The organism is Pseudoalteromonas sp. A757, assembly GCF_004103285.1.
In the GTDB taxonomy this organism is placed as follows: Bacteria; Pseudomonadota; Gammaproteobacteria; order Enterobacterales; family Alteromonadaceae; genus Pseudoalteromonas; species Pseudoalteromonas galatheae.
Map to the genome: position 1 here is coordinate 90,267 of NZ_QNQN01000073.1, position 17,599 is coordinate 107,865.

16 protein-coding genes and 2 pseudogenes are annotated in these 17,599 nt (G+C 42.5%); 5 read left to right on the forward strand and 13 right to left on the reverse strand.

Annotated elements, in window-relative coordinates; translation table 11 throughout:
- Positions 1-179: 179 nt before the first annotated feature.
- A complete protein-coding gene (locus tag DRB05_RS17845; RefSeq protein WP_128728129.1) occupies positions 180-1,685 on the forward strand; it encodes a hemolysin in 1,506 nt (501 codons plus the stop codon).
- Between the two features lie 295 nt (positions 1,686-1,980).
- Here the strand turns inward: DRB05_RS17845 and bioD are convergent, their stop codons facing one another.
- From bioD to bioB, 4 genes are read right to left on the reverse strand one after another with little or no spacing between them, the layout of a single operon-like run.
- Positions 1,981-2,676 (reverse strand): dethiobiotin synthase, encoded by a 696-nt coding sequence (bioD, locus tag DRB05_RS17850; protein WP_128728130.1) that lies wholly within the window; start codon positions 2,674-2,676, stop codon positions 1,981-1,983.
- Positions 2,673-3,452, reverse strand: coding sequence for a methyltransferase domain-containing protein (locus tag DRB05_RS17855; RefSeq protein WP_128728131.1), 780 nt, complete (start codon positions 3,450-3,452; stop codon positions 2,673-2,675). Before DRB05_RS17855 ends, bioD begins: the two co-directional genes overlap by 4 nt.
- The gene (locus DRB05_RS17860; RefSeq protein ID WP_128728132.1) at positions 3,449-4,591 is read right to left on the reverse strand and encodes an 8-amino-7-oxononanoate synthase; all 1,143 of its coding nucleotides are present in this window, start codon (positions 4,589-4,591) and stop codon (positions 3,449-3,451) included. Before DRB05_RS17860 ends, DRB05_RS17855 begins: the two co-directional genes overlap by 4 nt.
- 3 nt (positions 4,592-4,594) lie before the next feature.
- Positions 4,595-5,638: a biotin synthase BioB gene (bioB, locus tag DRB05_RS17865; RefSeq protein ID WP_010379433.1), complete on the reverse strand. Its 1,044-nt coding sequence runs from the start codon at positions 5,636-5,638 to the stop codon at positions 4,595-4,597.
- A 148-nt stretch (positions 5,639-5,786) separates the two neighbouring features.
- Between bioB and bioA the strand changes: the two genes are divergently transcribed.
- Entirely contained in the window at positions 5,787-7,076 is a 1,290-nt protein-coding gene (gene bioA, locus DRB05_RS17870; protein WP_128728133.1) for an adenosylmethionine--8-amino-7-oxononanoate transaminase, read from the forward strand.
- 188 nt (positions 7,077-7,264) lie between these two features.
- Entirely contained in the window at positions 7,265-8,602 is a 1,338-nt protein-coding gene (locus tag DRB05_RS17875; RefSeq protein ID WP_128728134.1) for a lysine 2,3-aminomutase, read from the forward strand.
- Between the two features lie 442 nt (positions 8,603-9,044).
- Here DRB05_RS17875 and DRB05_RS17880 read toward each other — a convergent pair whose 3' ends face one another.
- The 4 genes from DRB05_RS17880 to DRB05_RS17895 all read right to left on the reverse strand — a co-directional run bounded on the left by DRB05_RS17880 (position 9,045) and on the right by DRB05_RS17895 (position 11,228).
- Complete coding sequence (locus DRB05_RS17880) at positions 9,045-9,431, reverse strand: hypothetical protein (protein ID WP_128728135.1); 387 nt, start codon at positions 9,429-9,431, stop codon at positions 9,045-9,047.
- A gap of 203 nt (positions 9,432-9,634) precedes the next feature.
- Positions 9,635-10,060 (reverse strand): hypothetical protein, encoded by a 426-nt coding sequence (locus tag DRB05_RS17885; protein ID WP_128728136.1) that lies wholly within the window; start codon positions 10,058-10,060, stop codon positions 9,635-9,637.
- A 131-nt stretch (positions 10,061-10,191) separates the two neighbouring features.
- Positions 10,192-10,542, reverse strand: coding sequence for a hypothetical protein (locus DRB05_RS17890; RefSeq protein WP_205125741.1), 351 nt, complete (start codon positions 10,540-10,542; stop codon positions 10,192-10,194).
- Positions 10,543-10,784: 242 nt separating this feature from the next.
- On the reverse strand, positions 10,785-11,228 hold the full coding sequence (locus DRB05_RS17895) for a hypothetical protein (RefSeq protein ID WP_128728138.1): 444 nt from the start codon (positions 11,226-11,228) through the stop codon (positions 10,785-10,787).
- A 148-nt stretch (positions 11,229-11,376) separates the two neighbouring features.
- Here DRB05_RS17895 and DRB05_RS17900 point away from each other — a divergent pair, with 148 nt between their 5' ends.
- Positions 11,377-12,348, forward strand: coding sequence for a transposase (locus DRB05_RS17900; protein ID WP_128728139.1), 972 nt, complete (start codon positions 11,377-11,379; stop codon positions 12,346-12,348).
- Between the two features lie 214 nt (positions 12,349-12,562).
- Positions 12,563-12,991, forward strand: a pseudogene (locus DRB05_RS17905) (lysine 2,3-aminomutase); the annotation flags it as partial.
- Positions 12,992-13,350: 359 nt separating this feature from the next.
- On the opposite strand, the pseudogene DRB05_RS17910 reads toward DRB05_RS17905, so the two are convergent.
- From DRB05_RS17910 to DRB05_RS17930, 5 genes and pseudogenes are all read right to left on the reverse strand, one after another.
- Positions 13,351-14,778 (reverse strand): annotated as a pseudogene (locus DRB05_RS17910) (IS66 family transposase); the annotation flags it as partial.
- 80 nt (positions 14,779-14,858) lie between these two features.
- Positions 14,859-15,203: an IS66 family insertion sequence element accessory protein TnpB gene (gene tnpB, locus DRB05_RS17915; protein WP_128728141.1), complete on the reverse strand. Its 345-nt coding sequence runs from the start codon at positions 15,201-15,203 to the stop codon at positions 14,859-14,861.
- On the reverse strand, positions 15,200-15,502 hold the full coding sequence (locus DRB05_RS17920; protein WP_128728142.1) for a hypothetical protein: 303 nt from the start codon (positions 15,500-15,502) through the stop codon (positions 15,200-15,202). The genes tnpB and DRB05_RS17920 overlap by 4 nt, the downstream gene beginning before the upstream one ends.
- A gap of 257 nt (positions 15,503-15,759) precedes the next feature.
- Complete coding sequence (locus DRB05_RS17925; protein WP_010606842.1) at positions 15,760-16,122, reverse strand: hypothetical protein; 363 nt, start codon at positions 16,120-16,122, stop codon at positions 15,760-15,762.
- Between the two features lie 113 nt (positions 16,123-16,235).
- Complete coding sequence (locus tag DRB05_RS17930; RefSeq protein WP_128728143.1) at positions 16,236-17,588, reverse strand: DUF5336 domain-containing protein; 1,353 nt, start codon at positions 17,586-17,588, stop codon at positions 16,236-16,238.
- Positions 17,589-17,599: the final 11 nt, after the last annotated feature.

Below are 17,599 nucleotides of genomic sequence, written 5' to 3' on the forward strand. Positions count from 1 at the left end.
AATTATTTCACTGTTGTAAAAGTGTAAATTATGATCAATTATAGCGCTAGATTGCAAAGTCAATAATGGAAGCGCCCGCCTTAAAGGATTAAGTCATCGCATTGAGTTGGACTTAATTGCGAAGACATTGCTTTGTGTTGTTTTAAGTTACAGGACGTAAACTTTTTAGGGTTCCTGCTATGTTAAAAGCATCACTCACAACACTTGGTTTAATCTCAACATTACTTTCCACATACACCTATGCAGATAGTTGCCCAGGTCAGGTTTTTGGTATTAACGCTGGCCGCGGCGATATTGGTATTTTGTTTGGTCTAGATGAAGGTGCAGGACAAGCCAGCGCCAATAGTTTAGCCGCTTTTAGTTCGGCTGCACTCGCCTTTGATACTAGCAGTGCACGTTGGTACTATGCATCCGCACCAAGGCCAATCGACTATAAAGTTGATACCAGTCATCTAAACTTACCAGCTGACGCAGATATTCCCATTGAAGGTAAAAAACATCGCTATGTTCAATTGGCATATTTTGATGGAACCTCTCATACCATAGTCGGTAGAACGGCTTATTTGGTGGGATTGGCATATGACAGCATAAACGATAGGCTCATTGGAACGAGTTACGATTCTATTTACAGCATAGATAAAAACACAGGCGACGCGACTAAGCTCTCGGATCTCCCCTCACTGGCGGGAAAATACCGCGGCGATCTTGAGTTTTATAATGGTCGCTTAATCCTAGTCACTAGTGCAGCCGTTTACCAAGTTAATACCAACGACTTTTCTGTGACTAAATTATCTGATCACGACTTAACTTCCGTTACAGGGGCAAGCCTTAATAGCAATGGAGAGCTTATTATCAGTCGCGTTATCATTAATGACGCTGGACACACCAACAAAAGCGCGATTTATAAACTAAACCCTGATACAGGAAGCACCTGTTATATCAATACATTACCAATAAGAGTAAATGACCTTGCATATAACCCAAATGGCAGCAGTACATGCTATACCGTTTCTGGTTGCGGCGGTACACCAACCCCTCCTTCGCCACCGTCTTTTACGTTAACGAGTATTGAAAACGCGGTTTATGAGGGAAGTACCCTTAGCTATCAAATTACCTTAAGTAACGCCTTCGAGCAGGACGTCAGCTTTTCGGTGGCGGTCAATGATGTGACAACGCAATCAGATGACTACGTAGCACCACCTACCTCATTGGAAATACCGGCTGGCAGCACAACTGCTACCATTCAAATAGCAACAATAGACGATACTGAGTACACTGGCGATCGGGAACTCTCTTTGAGCGTAACAGGCGTGAGCAATACCTCAGGCAATGAAACCCTATCGGGAAACATACTCGACAATGAAACCGCATGTGTGCCTGACAACTATACGAGGATCAATTACGCGTTCGTCAAAGAAGACTCGTTATTCAATAATGACTGGGGTATCAAAGTAAACGGCCAATATATTAAATTGCTTGATGAATACGGCAGTGCCGGCAGCTATGATATCCTTCAAGGACAATCCTTTACCTATGTGCTCGCTATTGATGGTAACAGTAATGCTCTATCAACCAAGTACCAAGTTTCAGGTACCAACCAACGTTGGGAAGACCAAAACGATAACGATTACAATGACTTTGAGGTCAGTGTGACAACACAAACCATTCAAAAAGGTTGTAACTAACAGACTCAAAGCGGCTTACTACTTTTAGAAGCCGCTTTGTTTAAACCTGAGGTTTGGATAAGGAATGAGCTAACTCACTGTTTTTTTAATCACCTTAAACTATCTTCTTATCTAGCCAGAGAGTTTTGGAGATAACTCCGCTCTCGCGTCCTGCTACCGCCTAGGTACCTACATCCTTGTAGGCAAGGCAAATTTACGCACCAATAGCTGGCTATTGGAAGTGAATTCAGCGCAGTTAGCGCTAAAACTGGCTGCTAGAAAGGCATTAATTATCCGCAGCTCAGGTTATTTAGTATTAACTGGTACCTGATTTAAGCTCAAACAACTCTAGTAACGCTGAACGAAGCTGTAGCTTTGGTGTGCCCTCACTGTAAGGCGCTGTTGCAAGCAGCGGACAGTCTAGGCGAAGCTTTAAACTTTCAAGGTTTTCTTCAAATACAGACATTTCAGGGTCAATCTGATTTGCTACCCACCCAACCAAATTCAGTCCTTTTTGCTTGATAGATTCTGCCGTTAAGAATGCGTGATTCAAACAGCCTAGCTTCATGCCAACCACTAAAATTACGGGAAGTTGTGCTCTGACGACCCAATCATACAGATATTCATTGTCGTTAATGGGCAATGCCCAGCCACCTGCACCTTCACATAATATATACTCTGCGCCCAGTTGCTGAATTTCACTAAAACACTCGTGTAGCTTATCGACTGTGATGTCAACATTTACCTGCTTGGCTGCAATATGCGGGGCAATTGGTGGTGCAAAACAAAATGGGTTAACTTGCTCGTAAGTACCGTGAACCGTCGCAGCTTCCATTAAACTGATAGCATCCACATTCACTAGTTCACCAAATGCCTCTTCAGCATCTGCTGCAATCGGCTTAAAGCCAAAAGCTTTTTTACCGTGCTTGGCCAACAGTTTTAGTAATAAAGTAGAAATATAGGTTTTACCTACCTCAGTGTCGGTCCCAGTTACAAAATATGCTTGATTCATTTCCTTAACTCCAAAAATCCGACTTGATAACTTACATCAAAACCAGTTTCACTCTCAGGGTAGCTGCTCAGCAGCTGAGCGTAGGCTGATTTGCCTAACAAACCTTGTCGGCGAGAAGCAGTTTTTACATCGTTGGCACCGATGTTTTTTACCGAGCGCAACGCCTTTAATGGCGTGTCATAACTATCTATCAATAACGCTTCATCCGCCCAAGTCACTTCGAATCCGGCCTGTAGCGCAAAAGATTTAAGTGCAGACAGCGAATAAAATGAATTGATATGGCCACACTCATCGATGGCTCGCCATGCGTTATCGATTTCGTTTAACGAGCCGTCTAGCACTGAGCTTAGCAACACTCGTCCTTCTTTTTTTAGTACTTCATACAATTGCGCAAACAACGCTTGTGGGGAATTAGACCACTGAATTGCAAAATTACTAAAGACTAAGTCGATACAATTTGACTGAATAGCGAGTTTATCCATATCACAGCAAACACTATTTGTCGTATTTTCAGCGCTTGCCAACATAGCCAAGCTTAGATCCGCTCCAACATAATGATTCGTGAAGGCGTTTAATCTATGAAAGTTTTCATGTGGCCCGCATCCTAAATCGAGCAACCGAGGAAACATACGCACAGCACCAAGCTCACTATTTTGCTGTGTTAAACGTGAAAAGAGTATATCTGCAGCCTGTTTTTGCACGTTAGCGTGTTGAGAGTACGATTGCGCGGCTTTTGAAAAGCACTTCGCTGTTTGCGTCTTTTGTGCTTTGCTCATGCTCCCTCCACTAAGGCCGAGACTAATGTTTCTATATCCTCTTGACTGTGCTGTGCCGTTATTGTTATTCGCAATCGTGCGGTATTTTGCGGCACAGTTGGTGGCCTAATAGCGCCAACCCAAAGCCCCTTTTCCTTTAGCTTATGTTGCGCCGTTAATACGTTTTCGCTGCTACCATACACAAGAGGCTGTATGGCCGTATCACTTGGAATGAGAGATAAGTTGGTTTGCGCAACTAACGACTTAAAATAGTCGATGTTTACTTGTAATTTGTGTCTCGCTTCAGATGCAGCAAGCAACTTATTCAATTGGCATAGTGCAACGCTTGCCATAATAGGCGACAACGCCGTTGTATAGATAAACTCACGATTAAATTGCGTCATGTAATTTATCACATCATGACTCGCTAATACCGCAGCTCCTTGACAGCCCATCGCTTTGCCAAAAGTGATCACCAAAATTTCAGGTTTAATGCCGCTTTCAATCGTGCCAAGTCCTTGCGCTCCAACAACACCAAACGCATGAGCATCGTCGACCATCAACCACGCAGAATGAGACTGAGCCAGCACACTGATTTCAGATACTGGCGCTTTGTCTCCATCCATAGAAAACACCCCTTCAGTCACGATGAGTTTACTGTCGGCTTTGGTTTTTTCTAATCGAGACCTTAAGTGCGTCAAATCATTGTGATTAAAGCGAACAAACTTAGCGCTGCCCGCTAAACCACCGTCCAACAGGCTGGCGTGGTTGAGCTTGTCTTGGAACACCGCAGCGCTTAATTGCTTTTCTTGGGGCGTGAACAATGCCTTTAACACACTGATATTAGCAGCAAAACCGCTTGGAAATAACAGTGCTGCATCGTAACCCAAAACGCTGCAAAGCTTATCTTCTAGCTGACGGTGAATATCAAGATAACCCGTAACAAGCGCCGAACTTCGGCTTCCGGCTTCAGTGCATGCGAGCGTGTTAAACTCCAACGAGTCTGCAAGCCCTAGGTAATCATTACTAGCAAAGTTAATATATTGCTGATCAGCAATTTTTATTTTACTTGCAGAGGCCTTTTCAACCACAATGCGCTTTCTTAGCAACCCTTCAGCGTGACGGGCTGCTAAAGCAGATTGAATATACTCAAACGACATTGATTAGTTGGCTTCGTAAAATAGCTCTGATGTCGCTTTGTCTGCAATTGCAGAGCTTAACGATGCCTCATAGGCTTCATCCGAATAATCTTCACGTTTTTCAGGGTTCATCCCAAGTTTTCTAATGAGATTCATATCGGCGTCTGCTTCTGGGTTTTCCGTGGTCAATAGCTTATCACCATAGAAAATTGAGTTAGCGCCAGCGAAGAAACACATAGACTGCATCTGTTCATTCATCGCCGTTCTACCTGCAGATAAACGCACGTAACTGTGTGGCATCATGATACGCGCAACCGCGATAGTACGGATAAATTCAAAGTGATCGAGGTCATCAACATTTTCTAGTGGCGTGCCCTTCACTTTAACAAGCATATTAATCGGTACACTTTCTGGTTGTTTTGGCAGGTTTGCTAATTGGATCAGCAAGCCATAACGATCAGATGCCTGCTCTCCCATTCCTACAATACCACCAGAGCACACTTTCATTCCTGCATCTCTTACATGATCAAGGGTATCGAGTCTGTCTTGATACGTTCTTGTCGTGATAATTTGCTCGTAGTATTCAGGTGAGGTGTCCAAATTATGGTTGTAATAATCAAGGCCCGCTTCTCTTAGCGTGTGCGCTTTTTGATTATCCAATTTACCCAAAGTCATACAGGTTTCTAGGCCTAGCTCTTTAACTTCTTTCACCATTTTGGCGATATAAGGCATATCTCTGTCTTTTGGATCAGACCAAGCGGCGCCCATACAAAAACGCGTCGCGCCCTTTTCTTTCGCCAACTTAGCTTGAGTTACAACCTTTTCCACTTCCATCAAACGCTCACGTTCAAGATCCGTTTTGTAATGACCTGACTGTGGGCAGTATTTGCAATCTTCAGGACAGGCACCCGTTTTGATAGACAGCAAAGTGGAGATTTGAACTTCATTGGGATTGAAGTTTTTGCGGTGAATACTTGCTGCATAAAAAAGTAAGTCGTTAAAAGGCATGGTGAACAGTGTTTTTACTTCTTCATGTGTCCAATCGTGTCTTAGCGCGCCTAATTCCATATTTTCATTCTCTTTTTATTCTTGCCTAAATTTACAACACGCGTATTTTCTAGTGATTAAATTTAGCGCAGTCAAACTGACGGTGATTGGCTTAGTCTACTTCTTAGCTTAGTATTGTCAACGTTACATGCGCCCAAAAGGTTTACAAATGAGCAATAAACATACAATTGATATTGAATTTGATCGCAAGCATATATGGCACCCCTATACATCGATGATTGACCCTCTGCCCGTCTATCCAGCCGCAAGAACATTCGAGAACAAAATTGAGCTTGAAACTGGCGAAACTCTCATTGACGGTATGGCATCCTGGTGGAGTGCTGTGCATGGTTATGGTCATCCAGAAATAATCACGGCGATAAAAAATCAAGCGGACACGATGAGCCATGTCATGTTTGGCGGGCTAACTCATCAGCCTGCCGTGGAGTTATGCAAACTACTCGTGGAGCTAACCCCAGCCCCACTTAATCGAGTATTCCTAGCCGACGGCGGCTCAGTCAGTGTTGAAGTTGCAATCAAAATGGCGATCCAATATTGGTTGAGTAAAGGCAAAAAGAAAAAAAACCAAATAATGACAGCCAAAAAAGGCTATCACGGTGATACATTCGCGGCGATGAGCGTTTGCGATCCTGTGAATTCGATGCATGCCATGTACCAAGGTTTTTTACCCGAGCAGGTGTTTGTCGATGCCCCTAGAAGTGAGTTTTACGGCTGCCAAAGTCAAGATGAACTTAACGCCTTAGAAAAAGCATTTGCCGCTCATCATGAAAAGGTCGCGGCATTTATCATTGAACCAATAGTGCAAAATGCAGGCGGCATGAACTTCTACCACCCAGAATATCTCAAGGCGCTTCGAGCGCTATGCGATAAGTATGAGGTGCTACTAATTTTAGATGAAATTGCGACTGGGTTTGGTCGTACAGGTAAAATGTTTGCCTGTGAACATGCAGATATCGCGCCGGACATTATGTGTGTTGGCAAAGCGCTTACTGGCGGAAACATGACGCTTGCGGCCACTTTGACAACAGAGGAAGTGGCTTTGGGTATAAGCCAAGGCGAGGCGAAAGTATTAATGCACGGACCAACTTTTATGGGAAATCCGCTGGCGTGTGCCGCCGCTGTAGCTAGTCTCACAATCTTAAAACGCCAAGAAACAATAGCCAATATTGAACGAGTCGAGAGCGCGCTTAACGCACTCAAGCGCTGTCTTAATCAAAGTGCAGTCACAGATGTCAGAGTCCTTGGAGCGATTGGCGTGGTGGAAGTAGAAAGAGTTGTTGATGTTGCAAAAATCCAAAAATTCTTCATTCAACAAGGTGTATGGATAAGACCTTTTGGCAAGCTAATTTATATTATGCCGCCGTATATCACCTCAAATGAAGATATTGAAACACTCATTGACGCGATTTACGCCGCCATTGAAGGCGAACATTTCTAAAGCACATTAAATCTGGAATTAGGTCTATTTTTTGACCTAATTCCAACAATGTAATCTAAAACGGTGGCGCGTAGTCAGCAAAATTGCGTTATTTTGAACTTTCCTCGCCTTGTACCTGAAATGATATCAATGACATGTTACCATGGTGGCTTTTATCATTAGCAAGTGAGAAAAGAGACATATTATCTATGCAGCAAACCGTCAAATTGCAGCCAGCTGAAGCTTATCAGCCCCCTCGTTTTACTGTTTACCAACACCGTCAAATCGATAAGATTGAGCAATTGGATAAACTACCTGAACACCTTCGCTTTCAAATGAAAGTCGTCGCCAATGTATTCCCTTTTCGCGTTAATAACTTTGTGATTGAAGAGCTCATCGATTGGGATAAAGTGCCTAACGACCCCGTTTTTCAGTTAACTTTCCCACAACGTGGCATGCTAGACGATGAGTCTTACGAGCAAATGGCCGACTTGTTAAGTCGCGAACATACCCCAGAAGAAGTGTTTAACCTCGCAACCAAAATTCGTCAAAAGTTAAACCCGCACCCTGCGGGTCAAATGGAAAAAAATGTTCCTGAGTATGAAGGTGAACGTGTAGACGGGATCCAACACAAATATAAAGAAACAGTGTTGTTTTTCCCGTCTCAAGGACAATACTGCCACTCATATTGCACTTTCTGCTTCCGCTGGGCGCAGTTTGTTGGCAAGGCTACCCGATTTAACAATAACGACGCCGAGCTGCTCCACAACTACTTGGCCGAACACACTGAAGTGACCGATCTATTGATGACTGGTGGCGATCCTATGGTAATGCGCACCGTTAAATTGCGTAAATACCTTGAGGCACTAAAAGAGCCAAGGTTTGACCATATTCGCACCATCAGGATCGGCACTAAATCTCTCACTTTTTGGCCATTTAGATACGTCACCGATCCGGACGCACAAGAGTTGTTAGCCTTACTAAAAGAGCTGGTTGATGCCGGAAAGCATGTGTCAATCATGGCGCACGTTAACCACAAACAAGAACTGCGTACTGAAGTCACACGTGAAGCGATTAAACTTATCCGCAAAACTGGTGCACAGATCAGAACACAAGCACCACTTCTAAATAATATAAATGTAGACGCTGATATGTGGGCTGATATGTGGAAAGAGCAAACGCAGCTTGGCATGATCCCCTACTACATGTTTATCGAGCGTGATACCGGCGCTAAGCGTTACTTTGAAATCCCGTTACACAAAACGTGGGAAACATTCCGTGAAGCTTATAAGCAAGTCTCCGGTGTGAGCCGCACAGTTCGAGGACCATCAATGAGTGCGGGTCCTGGAAAAGTTGAAGTGTCTGGCGTAACAGAAGTCGCAGGCGAAAAGGTGTTTGTGCTGCGCTTTATTCAAGCACGAAACCCAGACTGGGTGCAGCGTCCGTTCTTTGCCAAATTCGACGAAAATGCCCACTGGCTGGATGACTTAAAACCTGCATTTGGGGAAGAAAAATTCTTCTGGCAGGACGAGTACGACGCCATGTAAATGTAAAAACATCAAAAAAGCCAGAAAATTGCTGGCTTTTATTTTACTTGGCGCATTTAATGGATAGGGGCTGGGCTAACTCATTGCTTATAAAATCACAGTAAATTATTTCCTTATCTAGCCAGAGCGTTTTGCGGACAACTGGCTGTTAAAAGCATTAATTTGGATAAGTCTTAATTATACCTATCACGTTTGATTGCTACGGCTTAATCAAATCAGACTATCGCATAAGGGCCAAACTTGGCCGTTCAACAGCAACTTCATATCTTAAACCCAATTGCGATAACGGGCACTCAACCAACTCGTATTAGGACAAAAACGCTTTAGGTCGCCGGCTGTGCAAGGCAAATTTCGCATAAAAATTTCTAAGGGCTAGCACTTTGGTAATGAGGTCGCTTATGCCGCGTAGTTAGTTCCTGTTAACCAATTTGTTATGCATTTTTTAGAGTTGCCACATTATCTCATTTCTTAGCTTTTGAACGACCTCAACCTTGGGGCCTGCAACCACTGCGTAAACAAAGGTCTTACCTTCTACCCGAGTACACTTTATAGCGGCTCTATTATTTGAATAATTCCCACACACAAACTCCCCGTGGGAGCTTTTGACAACCCCGACGAATCCAAGTGATGACAATATTTCTATACTTTTATCCGCGTATTTAGATTCACTTATATCCAGTAATATATGATCAGACCAAATTTGTGGTGGAAATTCCTTTTGTATGGTCACTACTTCGCTAATACTAGGCTCTTGATCAATACTTCTCGGTTGATTAATAGCACAACCTGAAACGATCATTAAGATCGAACTGAAGATAATCCATTTCATATTTACTGACACTCCGTTCATGCATAACGCCTTAATAAACAGCGGGAAATAGCAGACTAAACTAAGCAAAGAATAAGCGCAAGCCTGCTGCTTTGCGTCCACTGTTTAATTAGTTTGTATGGGGTACAACTTAATTCATTAATAGTCGTGGGTGTCTTTATTTTCCTCTAGCGTAGAGCGCTATAATGATTGGCCTTGTTAGATTAACGTGGATCACCTTTTACTCTAGTTACTATTGGCTTATTAACGCCTTTTATAATTTCAACTTTTGATAGATAACTATCTGCAGACCAATCGCAATCCCAAGCAAAATCTTCAAATATTAATTTATTCTCCTCTCCTATAAGTAAGAACACAGGATCATGAGCTCCGCAGCGTCCAGTCGCAATATAACCGGCTGGTTTATGTAAAATTTTGTACACCTTTTCACCCAGCTTACATTCTTTTATAGTCGATTTTATTTTCTTTTTATATTGCGCATATCCTTCTTCACTCCACCCAAAGTAAAGCTGAATCACGTACTTATCCTCGAAACATTTACCCTCCCAGCCACTATAAAACTCGTCAGCAAATGTAAACGAAGAGAAAATAGACAACAGAATAACTAAAAACGAATATGTGTTTCTCACAACTTCTCCTAATTTAAATGAAAATCTAACGCCCAAATATGGGATGTGGATGCGAGAATGGCGAAGCCGCCCGTGTATTTGCGTCCCAGCCCACCCTGACGGGCGACATAATTTGATTGTTATATCTCAATTTAAAAACTTCCACCGACTTTCTTTGAAAATTCTTCTGATTTAGTTTCAATCACATACTTGCCTAAAGTAAGAGCATATCCTTGAACACTAGAGCTCTCTTCCTCTGACGAACCATCGATGGAATACATGCGAAAATCAGTTGGGTCGGTTTTTGATTGCCATATTCCGCCCATCAAGCGTGAGGTACACTCTCCCGTTTTACCTTGCGTTCCCATACAGGCTGAATAGTTTGAACCTTCAAAATAATAACCTGATTCGTCTTGATATTTTGCGATATAGCTACCTTTTTTAACTCCAAAAAACCAAGTAACCATACCTTTTCTCACTTGATAGATATTGTCACTTTCCAAGCCTATAACTCTATTTGGTTGATACTCTGTCAAGTTGTACTTAGATTGGAACGTCGGTATTCATGCACATCTCGTTGCAACAAAAACAACTACAGCCAAAATCCAAAACTTCATGCTTAGCCCCTTTCAACAATGAGATATAACGCCGCAAATAAACGGCTAAAATAATTGGCTAAAATTTGTGAGATACGAACAAAGCCAACTGTTTTTTGTCCGTACTTTTAATTTGCTTTTTTGTTGTATCACAATTTACACAATACATTTTGACTAGTCCCATTACCATACAACTTTAACCTTTCTGTACCACCTGTTTTTTCAAAAAACTCTTGTAATGTAATTTCTTTTTGCTCGTAGCTCATTAGGTGCCATAAACCGTAAAACCCTTTGAACCAAAAGTAATAGAACATAGTTCCGACGACTAATAGTAAATATACAGATTTTCCTGCTTTTTGTTTGTACTTTATGCCACAATAAAAAAACCAAATACAGCTAAATATCGCCAGAATAAAAAATGCAGAGAAAGGTGTTATTACAGTATCAGAGTTACTCCAAATAGAGCTTAGGCAAGTGAAGTCTCTATCTGACACCATTGAGAAAATTAAAGTAATTTTAAAGAAGAAATACAACAACACGGTAATGAAGACGGCATATAAAATACCGCTTTCCCTACACTCTTTCTTATTCACACTTGACCTCACAAAGTAACAAATCGCTGAAACAAATCACTGACACCCACCACCACAACAAATCACTGACACCCACTATTAATTTGCACCTTCCAAATATACCGCCTAAGCTTTAATTCTGCACTCAAAGGATTGAGGAAAACAAATTATGGCGACTGCACGTAAAAGACAAATCAGTTTAACCGACACCAAATATTATCACTGTATCTCCCGTTGCGTAAGGCGCGCCTTTCTGTGCGGTGAAGATAAATTTACCGGAAAATCATACGAACACCGCCGAGATTGGGTTGAAGAAAAACTTCTGATGTTGGGGTCTGTGTTTTGTATTGATATTTGTGCTTATGCGGTGATGAGTAATCACACTCACATTGTTTTATATGTTGATGATAAAAAAGCTAAGCGCCTGTCGGATAAAGCGATTGTGATACGATGGCACAAGTTGTTTAAGGGCAACTGGATAAGCCAAAAGTTTACTGAAGGTGAGCCACTCAATGAGTCGGAGCAGTTGATACTCAATGAGCATGTCGCCAAATACAGAGAAAGGCTCGCAGATATTAGCTGGTTTATGCGAGTACTCAACGAAGATATCGCCCGCCGAGCAAATATAGAAGATAACTGTACAGGCCGGTTTTGGGAAGGACGATTCAAATCCCAAGCACTACTAGACGAGGCTGCATTGGCTGCTTGTCTCGCTTACGTAGACCTAAACCCCATTAGAGCCAACATTGCCGCAACGCCTGAAACCTCAGACTACACCAGCATCAAAAAGCGCATTGACCACGCAAAGCTGGGCAAACAACCAAAAAGCCTATTACGCTTTGCTGGCAGCCCACGAAAACATATGCCAAAAGGCCTGCCTTTTGAACTCAAACCCTATATCGAATTAGTTGAACTCACAGGCCAGTGCATTCGAGCCAACAAGCGAGGCTATATCTTTGAGTCTCAACCCATACTCACTCGATTAAATATAGAGCCTGAGAACTGGATAAAACTTACTACGCAATTTTCTCGGGTATTCCACGGTGCTGTTGGTCGAGAGCGAAAAATAACCGCTTACTGTGAAACATTGCAAAAACGACGACGGACAAACCTAACAAACTGCGAGCGCTTGCTGGCTTAGTAAAACGAACATTTTCAATTCTAGAGTTTCTTGCTGCTGTATTTTCAGCGCTTTGCCGTGCGCGATAACCCTGTTTTAGTGTAGAGATATGCCGAGGCGATAAGAATTAGCCTATCGATAAACGTTTTTGACCAAAATGACTGGAATGTTTAGATACTCTTTTACTTCACTTCCTCAGCTTTGATGCTAATTATGATGGGTGTCATTTGTTTTTCCGCTTTTAAATAATATAAACGTAGACGCTGATATGTGGGCTGACATGTGGAAAGAGCAAACGCAGCTTGGCATGATCCCCTACTACATGTTTATCGAACGAGATACCGGCGCTAAGCGTTACTTTGAAATCCCGTTACACAAAACGTGGGAAACATTCCGTGAAGCTTATAAGCAAGTCTCTGGTGTGAGTCGTACAGTTCGAGGACCATCAATGAGTGCGGGTCCTGGTAAAGTTGAAGTGTCTGGCGTAACCGAAGTCGCAGGCGAAAAGGTGTTTGTACTGCGCTTTATTCAAGCACGAAACCAAGACTGGGTGCAGCGTCCGTTCTTTGCCAAGTTCGACGAAAATGCCCACTGGCTGGATGACTTAAAACCAGCATTTGGCGAAGAGAAGTTTTTCTGGCAGGACGAGTACGACGCCATGTAAATGTAAAAACATCAAAAAAGCTAGCAAACTGCTGGCTTTTATTTTATCTGGCGCATTTAATGGATAAGGGCTGGGCTAACTCATTGCTTATAAAATCACAGTAAATTATTTCCTTATCTAGCCAGAGCGTTTTGCGGATAACTGGCTGTTAAAAGCATTAATTTGGATAAGTCTTAACTGTATCTATCAGGTTTGATTGCTAGGAATTAATCAAATCTGACTGTCGAATAAGGGCCAAATTCGGCGGTTCAACAGCAACTTCATATATTAATCTAATGTAAGCGTGCGGCGAACTACACCTGGAGGCTAACATGCCAAGGCAGTAAACTGTCGATATCGCACTGTGGCTGAGCTAATTAGTTTAAGCAATGCATCACATAGTCGAATGGGGTGTGGCCGTTTGCTCTGGCTGTTTCGATCACGCTATAGAGGGTTGCGCTACTCTCAGCACCACTTGTGGTGAAGCTAAACAGCCAGTTCTTTCGCCCTATGACGAACGGTTTGATGGCCCGCTCGGCCCGGTTGTTGTCTATCTTTAGGTGTCCGTCATCGAGGTAGCGAATGAGTTTCGGCCACTGCCTTAGCGTATAGTGGACGGCCTCGCCCAGCTTCGATTTTGGTACCACCGTTTGTGCTGATTTATCTAACCAGGTTTTAAACTGGGCCAGCAGCGGTGCGCTTTGTTGTACCCGTACAGCCTGCCGCGCCTCTGCGCTTGCTGTTTTGTTTGCAGTTTCAACTCGATATAGTTTTTGGATCTGGTTGAGTGCCCAGTTCGCCTTGCCGGTTTTGCCCTTGGCCTGCGCATCTGCGGCTTCTTTGAACTTGCGTCTTGCGTGCGCCCAGCAGCCAACCAGTGTCGCCTGCGTTTGCTCATAACCCGCATACCCGTCAACTTGCAGATAGCCGTCGTAGCCCTGTAAAAACGCCACAGGACAGCGACCCGCACGACTATTCTGATAGTCGAACAGAGCGATATTGGGGATGCTTGCCTCTGGCGCAGGCGAGTCCATGCCGCTGCAATACAGCCACATGTAACTGGTCTGTTTGTCTTCTTTCACCACCTTAACCGTGGTTTCATCACCATGCAGTACCGGTTGCTGTAGCAACACTTCGTGCAGCCTGTCGTAGAGCGGTTTGAATAAACTGGCGCAGCGTAACATCCAGTCTGCCATAGTTCCTCTTCCCAGCGCGATACCATATTGTTTGAACAGACTTTCCTGCCGATACAGCGGTAAGCCATATTGATATTTACTGGTGATGATCTGGCTTAGTAAGCTGGCTGTGGCAATGCCTTTCGGGATTGGACTCGGTGGTACTGGGGCTTGTTTTATCTCAACCTGAGTGTGCGTTTTTTCACAGTGTCGACAGCTATATTTTGGTCTGACGTGTTCGATGACTTTGACCTGAGCCGAGATAAACTCCAGCTTTTCGCTCACATCCTCGCCCATTTTGTGCAGCTCACCGCCACAGCAATCACACTGTTTATTATCTATGTCATGGACAATCCGCTCACGGGGCAGTTCTTTTGGCAGTGGCTGACGTGTCGGCTTTTTGCGCTGATATTCGATGGTTTCCACGTCTTGCTCAGGTGCTTCTTCAACCAGCGTTTCGGCTTCATTGAACAAGTCAGCTTGCGCGGGGTGTGACTCTTTGCTGGCACCGAAGCGTTTTTGCTGGGCCAGTCTGAATTGTTCTTCGAGGTAGTTATTACGCGCCTGAAGCTGAGCAATGATCTCTTCTTGCTTTGCGAGCTGCTGACGTAATACATCAAGTTCGTTTTGCATGTGTATTACTTTATCAGCTAAGTAACTGTTTTTAAATTAATAGGTTAGATTAATTCGTGTTCTAAAAACCCCTGTTATGATCATACGTTATAACCATAGCTGAGTGGCTTATGTGCGATGACCGATAAGCCCGATAGCAACCATTGCCATTGCTCAGCGCTGAGTGTAACGACGTCATCGTCTTCTTTGTCGGGCCATTTAAACTTGTCTTTTTCAAGGCGCTTGTACCACAAGGCAAAGCCGGTTTTATCCCAGTACAGCACCTTCAGCTTGTCCTTGTTTTTATTACAAAACGCAAACACCTGGCCGTTCATCACAGACTCATCCATTTCTTGCTCAACAATCGCCGCGAGGCCATTGATGGATTTACGAAAGTCTACCGGCTGGCGGTGCAAGTAAACAGCTCCATTGTGCCAGCAGATCATGACAGCGCCCTGAGCAGTGCAGCCAACCACAGAGCATCAGTATTTGATGGCAACAACACCGTACTCTTAGCGTGCTTGAGCTGCAACAACTCAGGCAGAGAAACGGACTCAGATGCAGCGGGCTTAGCGGCAATAAAAGATGACTCAGGTGATTTTTCATTGCGAAGCTTACTTCGGCGATTATAAAAAGACTTGGTACTGAGATTGTGCTGCGTGCAGAAATCACAGACAGACAAACCACTGAGTTCCTGTTGTTCGATAAGTTGCAGCCATTGCTCCGCGGTTTTATGTTTAGGCATATTCAGCTCCGAATTGAGATCAGAGCTGTACTTTATAAGCCGAGCGTATTCAGTAGCTAGGTGGGGTTTAAGCGACGCTTACAATCTAATTGCGATAACGGACACTCGACTGACTCGTATTTGGACAAAACGAGTTGGGAGAACGTCTGTATTAGGTGAGTTTCGCATAAAGACTTCTATGGGCTAACGCCCGCATTTGCGGCTGGTTTGGAGCACAGCGGAAAATCAGTCTGGCAACATGCGCTTGTTAGATGTTTTTAAATCAAATTTTTTGTTGCAAAAACAATTAGCATGATGATGCCCATGATAAATGATCCACCAGCTACTAAATAGGAATTCTGAGCATAAGTCTTAGTATTTTCATTCATCTCAACTTTTTGAATAGCATCACTAATATAAAGCATGGAAAATAGACTGGAGACGATTGAAATAAGGAATGACACCATCACTACTGGAATTAGGTATACCCATTCTGGCTGCGAAAACACTTTAGTTAAAAAGGAAACTAATATCACTAGCGTACCCGTGCTTATAGTTGTCAGGTGCTTCATAACATCATAAAGCAGCCTGTAACCTTCCTCTTCTTGCTTACGTTCTAAAGGTAATTCGTTGTCTGACATAAATCGTTACCTACTATTCATCTAACGCTAAGCTAAGCGGAAAAATACAGTTAGGCTAAATTGTGCGAAGCGCGAGCCAACTGTAATTTTTCCGTTTGAGCGCCTTGTTATATTCATTTTTTAGACACAAAAGTACTTGCAAGGTCTTTTAGTTCTTTGGCTGTTTCGGCTAAACCTTTGCTATCTGCATTCTTAGCAATTTTCGTTGGTAAGGGAGTTTTATAAATTGCATTAACTGAATCCATTATTAACTGGTCTTTATTTTCTTCTTTTTGTAATTGATCAGCATATGAATTTACCGTCAATGCAACCGCAGACTTAAAAGCGTATTCTTCTTGGAAGTTTCGCTCTTTTGTATATTGAGAAATAGCGAATAACAATAGACCTATAGCGGGTAATGCTTTAAGAGAATTAACAAATACTACTTGCCAACCCAATGCATTTAGATCACCGTTTCCGAACAAGAAAAATATCCATGCAATTGTAGCGAAAGCTGTTACAGGAACAGCCCAAGTCCAAAAGGTGATAGAAGATGAAAGCTCGCCTTTTCGTTGTTTAAAGGTTTCAAACAATGAAGCACCGACCTCACGACCAATTAAGTCATCTAAATATTTGTTTCTTTCTTCGAAAAGTGAGGTCTTGGAATTAACTAGTTCTAATTTTTCATCAAAAGAACTTTCCAATGAATCAAATGAGGTGTTTTGTTTTTTAATCGTTTTGATTTGTTCTTCAAGAGTATTGGCAATTTTGTTTAATTCATTTTTTGCTTCTTTATTAATCTCTTCGATTTCTTCCTTTCTGGTATCAGAGCTATCTAATAGTGACTGGATTCTTTCTGATAAAGATGTAGCTGTAGAATGTAATTCTGAAATCTCTGAGTTATGATTTCTTGAGGCGCCCAAAAGCGATTCAATTTCACTAAGCTCTTTTTGCTTTACTTGAGTAAATTGAGATAAATCTTCTTTTGTAGCCTCCAAACTTTTCAGCTGTTCATTATATTTATTCAGAGAGCTTTCTAACTGTTTGCTAACAAGCTCAATTCTTTCACGTTCAGAATTCAAGTTTTCTTCCGAGTGCCTAAAGTACTTTCTTTTTGTTTTTTCCCAAAAACCATTAACTGCTTGATAATGAACTAATCTTGATAAGTGAGATACTGCATTTGGAAACCTATTAGTTTCACTGTAAGCAATGAAATTAGCTAAGTCTGAGTTTAAATCTCCACCACCAAATTCGTTGTGAAATTGATACTGAAATGGAAGCGACTTTAAGAATGAAGTTTTTAGTTCTTCCCTAAATTGATTGAAGACTTTATTGCTAAGTGATAGGAATTCCTTAAGGGTATATTGTCCAATGCACACTTCATTTTCATTTAGTTCTGGAAAAGATGCATTCAGCAGGCTTGTCATATTAAGTTGAAAATACCTATCAACATGTCCTTGTACTTGATTAATTTGATTCTGATTCATAATTCCCTACT

What these genes read in the sequence shown, in the direction of transcription:
- tnpB (WP_128728141.1), bottom strand. Translation starts at nt 15,203, where the DNA reads ATGATCTGCTGGCACAATGGAGCTGTTTACTTGCACCGCCAGCCGGTA.
- DRB05_RS17860 (WP_128728132.1), bottom strand. Translation starts at nt 4,591, where the DNA reads ATGTCGTTTGAGTATATTCAATCTGCTTTAGCAGCCCGTCACGCTGAA.
- DRB05_RS17855 (WP_128728131.1), bottom strand. Translation starts at nt 3,452, where the DNA reads ATGAGCAAAGCACAAAAGACGCAAACAGCGAAGTGCTTTTCAAAAGCC.
- DRB05_RS17845 (WP_128728129.1), top strand. Translation starts at nt 180, where the DNA reads ATGTTAAAAGCATCACTCACAACACTTGGTTTAATCTCAACATTACTT.
- DRB05_RS17920 (WP_128728142.1), bottom strand. Translation starts at nt 15,502, where the DNA reads ATGCCTAAACATAAAACCGCGGAGCAATGGCTGCAACTTATCGAACAA.
- bioD (WP_128728130.1), bottom strand. Translation starts at nt 2,676, where the DNA reads ATGAATCAAGCATATTTTGTAACTGGGACCGACACTGAGGTAGGTAAA.
- bioA (WP_128728133.1), top strand. Translation starts at nt 5,787, where the DNA reads ATGAGCAATAAACATACAATTGATATTGAATTTGATCGCAAGCATATA.
- DRB05_RS17925 (WP_010606842.1), bottom strand. Translation starts at nt 16,122, where the DNA reads ATGTCAGACAACGAATTACCTTTAGAACGTAAGCAAGAAGAGGAAGGT.
- DRB05_RS17900 (WP_128728139.1), top strand. Translation starts at nt 11,377, where the DNA reads ATGGCGACTGCACGTAAAAGACAAATCAGTTTAACCGACACCAAATAT.
- DRB05_RS17880 (WP_128728135.1), bottom strand. Translation starts at nt 9,431, where the DNA reads ATGAAATGGATTATCTTCAGTTCGATCTTAATGATCGTTTCAGGTTGT.
- DRB05_RS17875 (WP_128728134.1), top strand. Translation starts at nt 7,265, where the DNA reads ATGCAGCAAACCGTCAAATTGCAGCCAGCTGAAGCTTATCAGCCCCCT.
- DRB05_RS17930 (WP_128728143.1), bottom strand. Translation starts at nt 17,588, where the DNA reads ATGAATCAGAATCAAATTAATCAAGTACAAGGACATGTTGATAGGTAT.
- bioB (WP_010379433.1), bottom strand. Translation starts at nt 5,638, where the DNA reads ATGGAATTAGGCGCGCTAAGACACGATTGGACACATGAAGAAGTAAAA.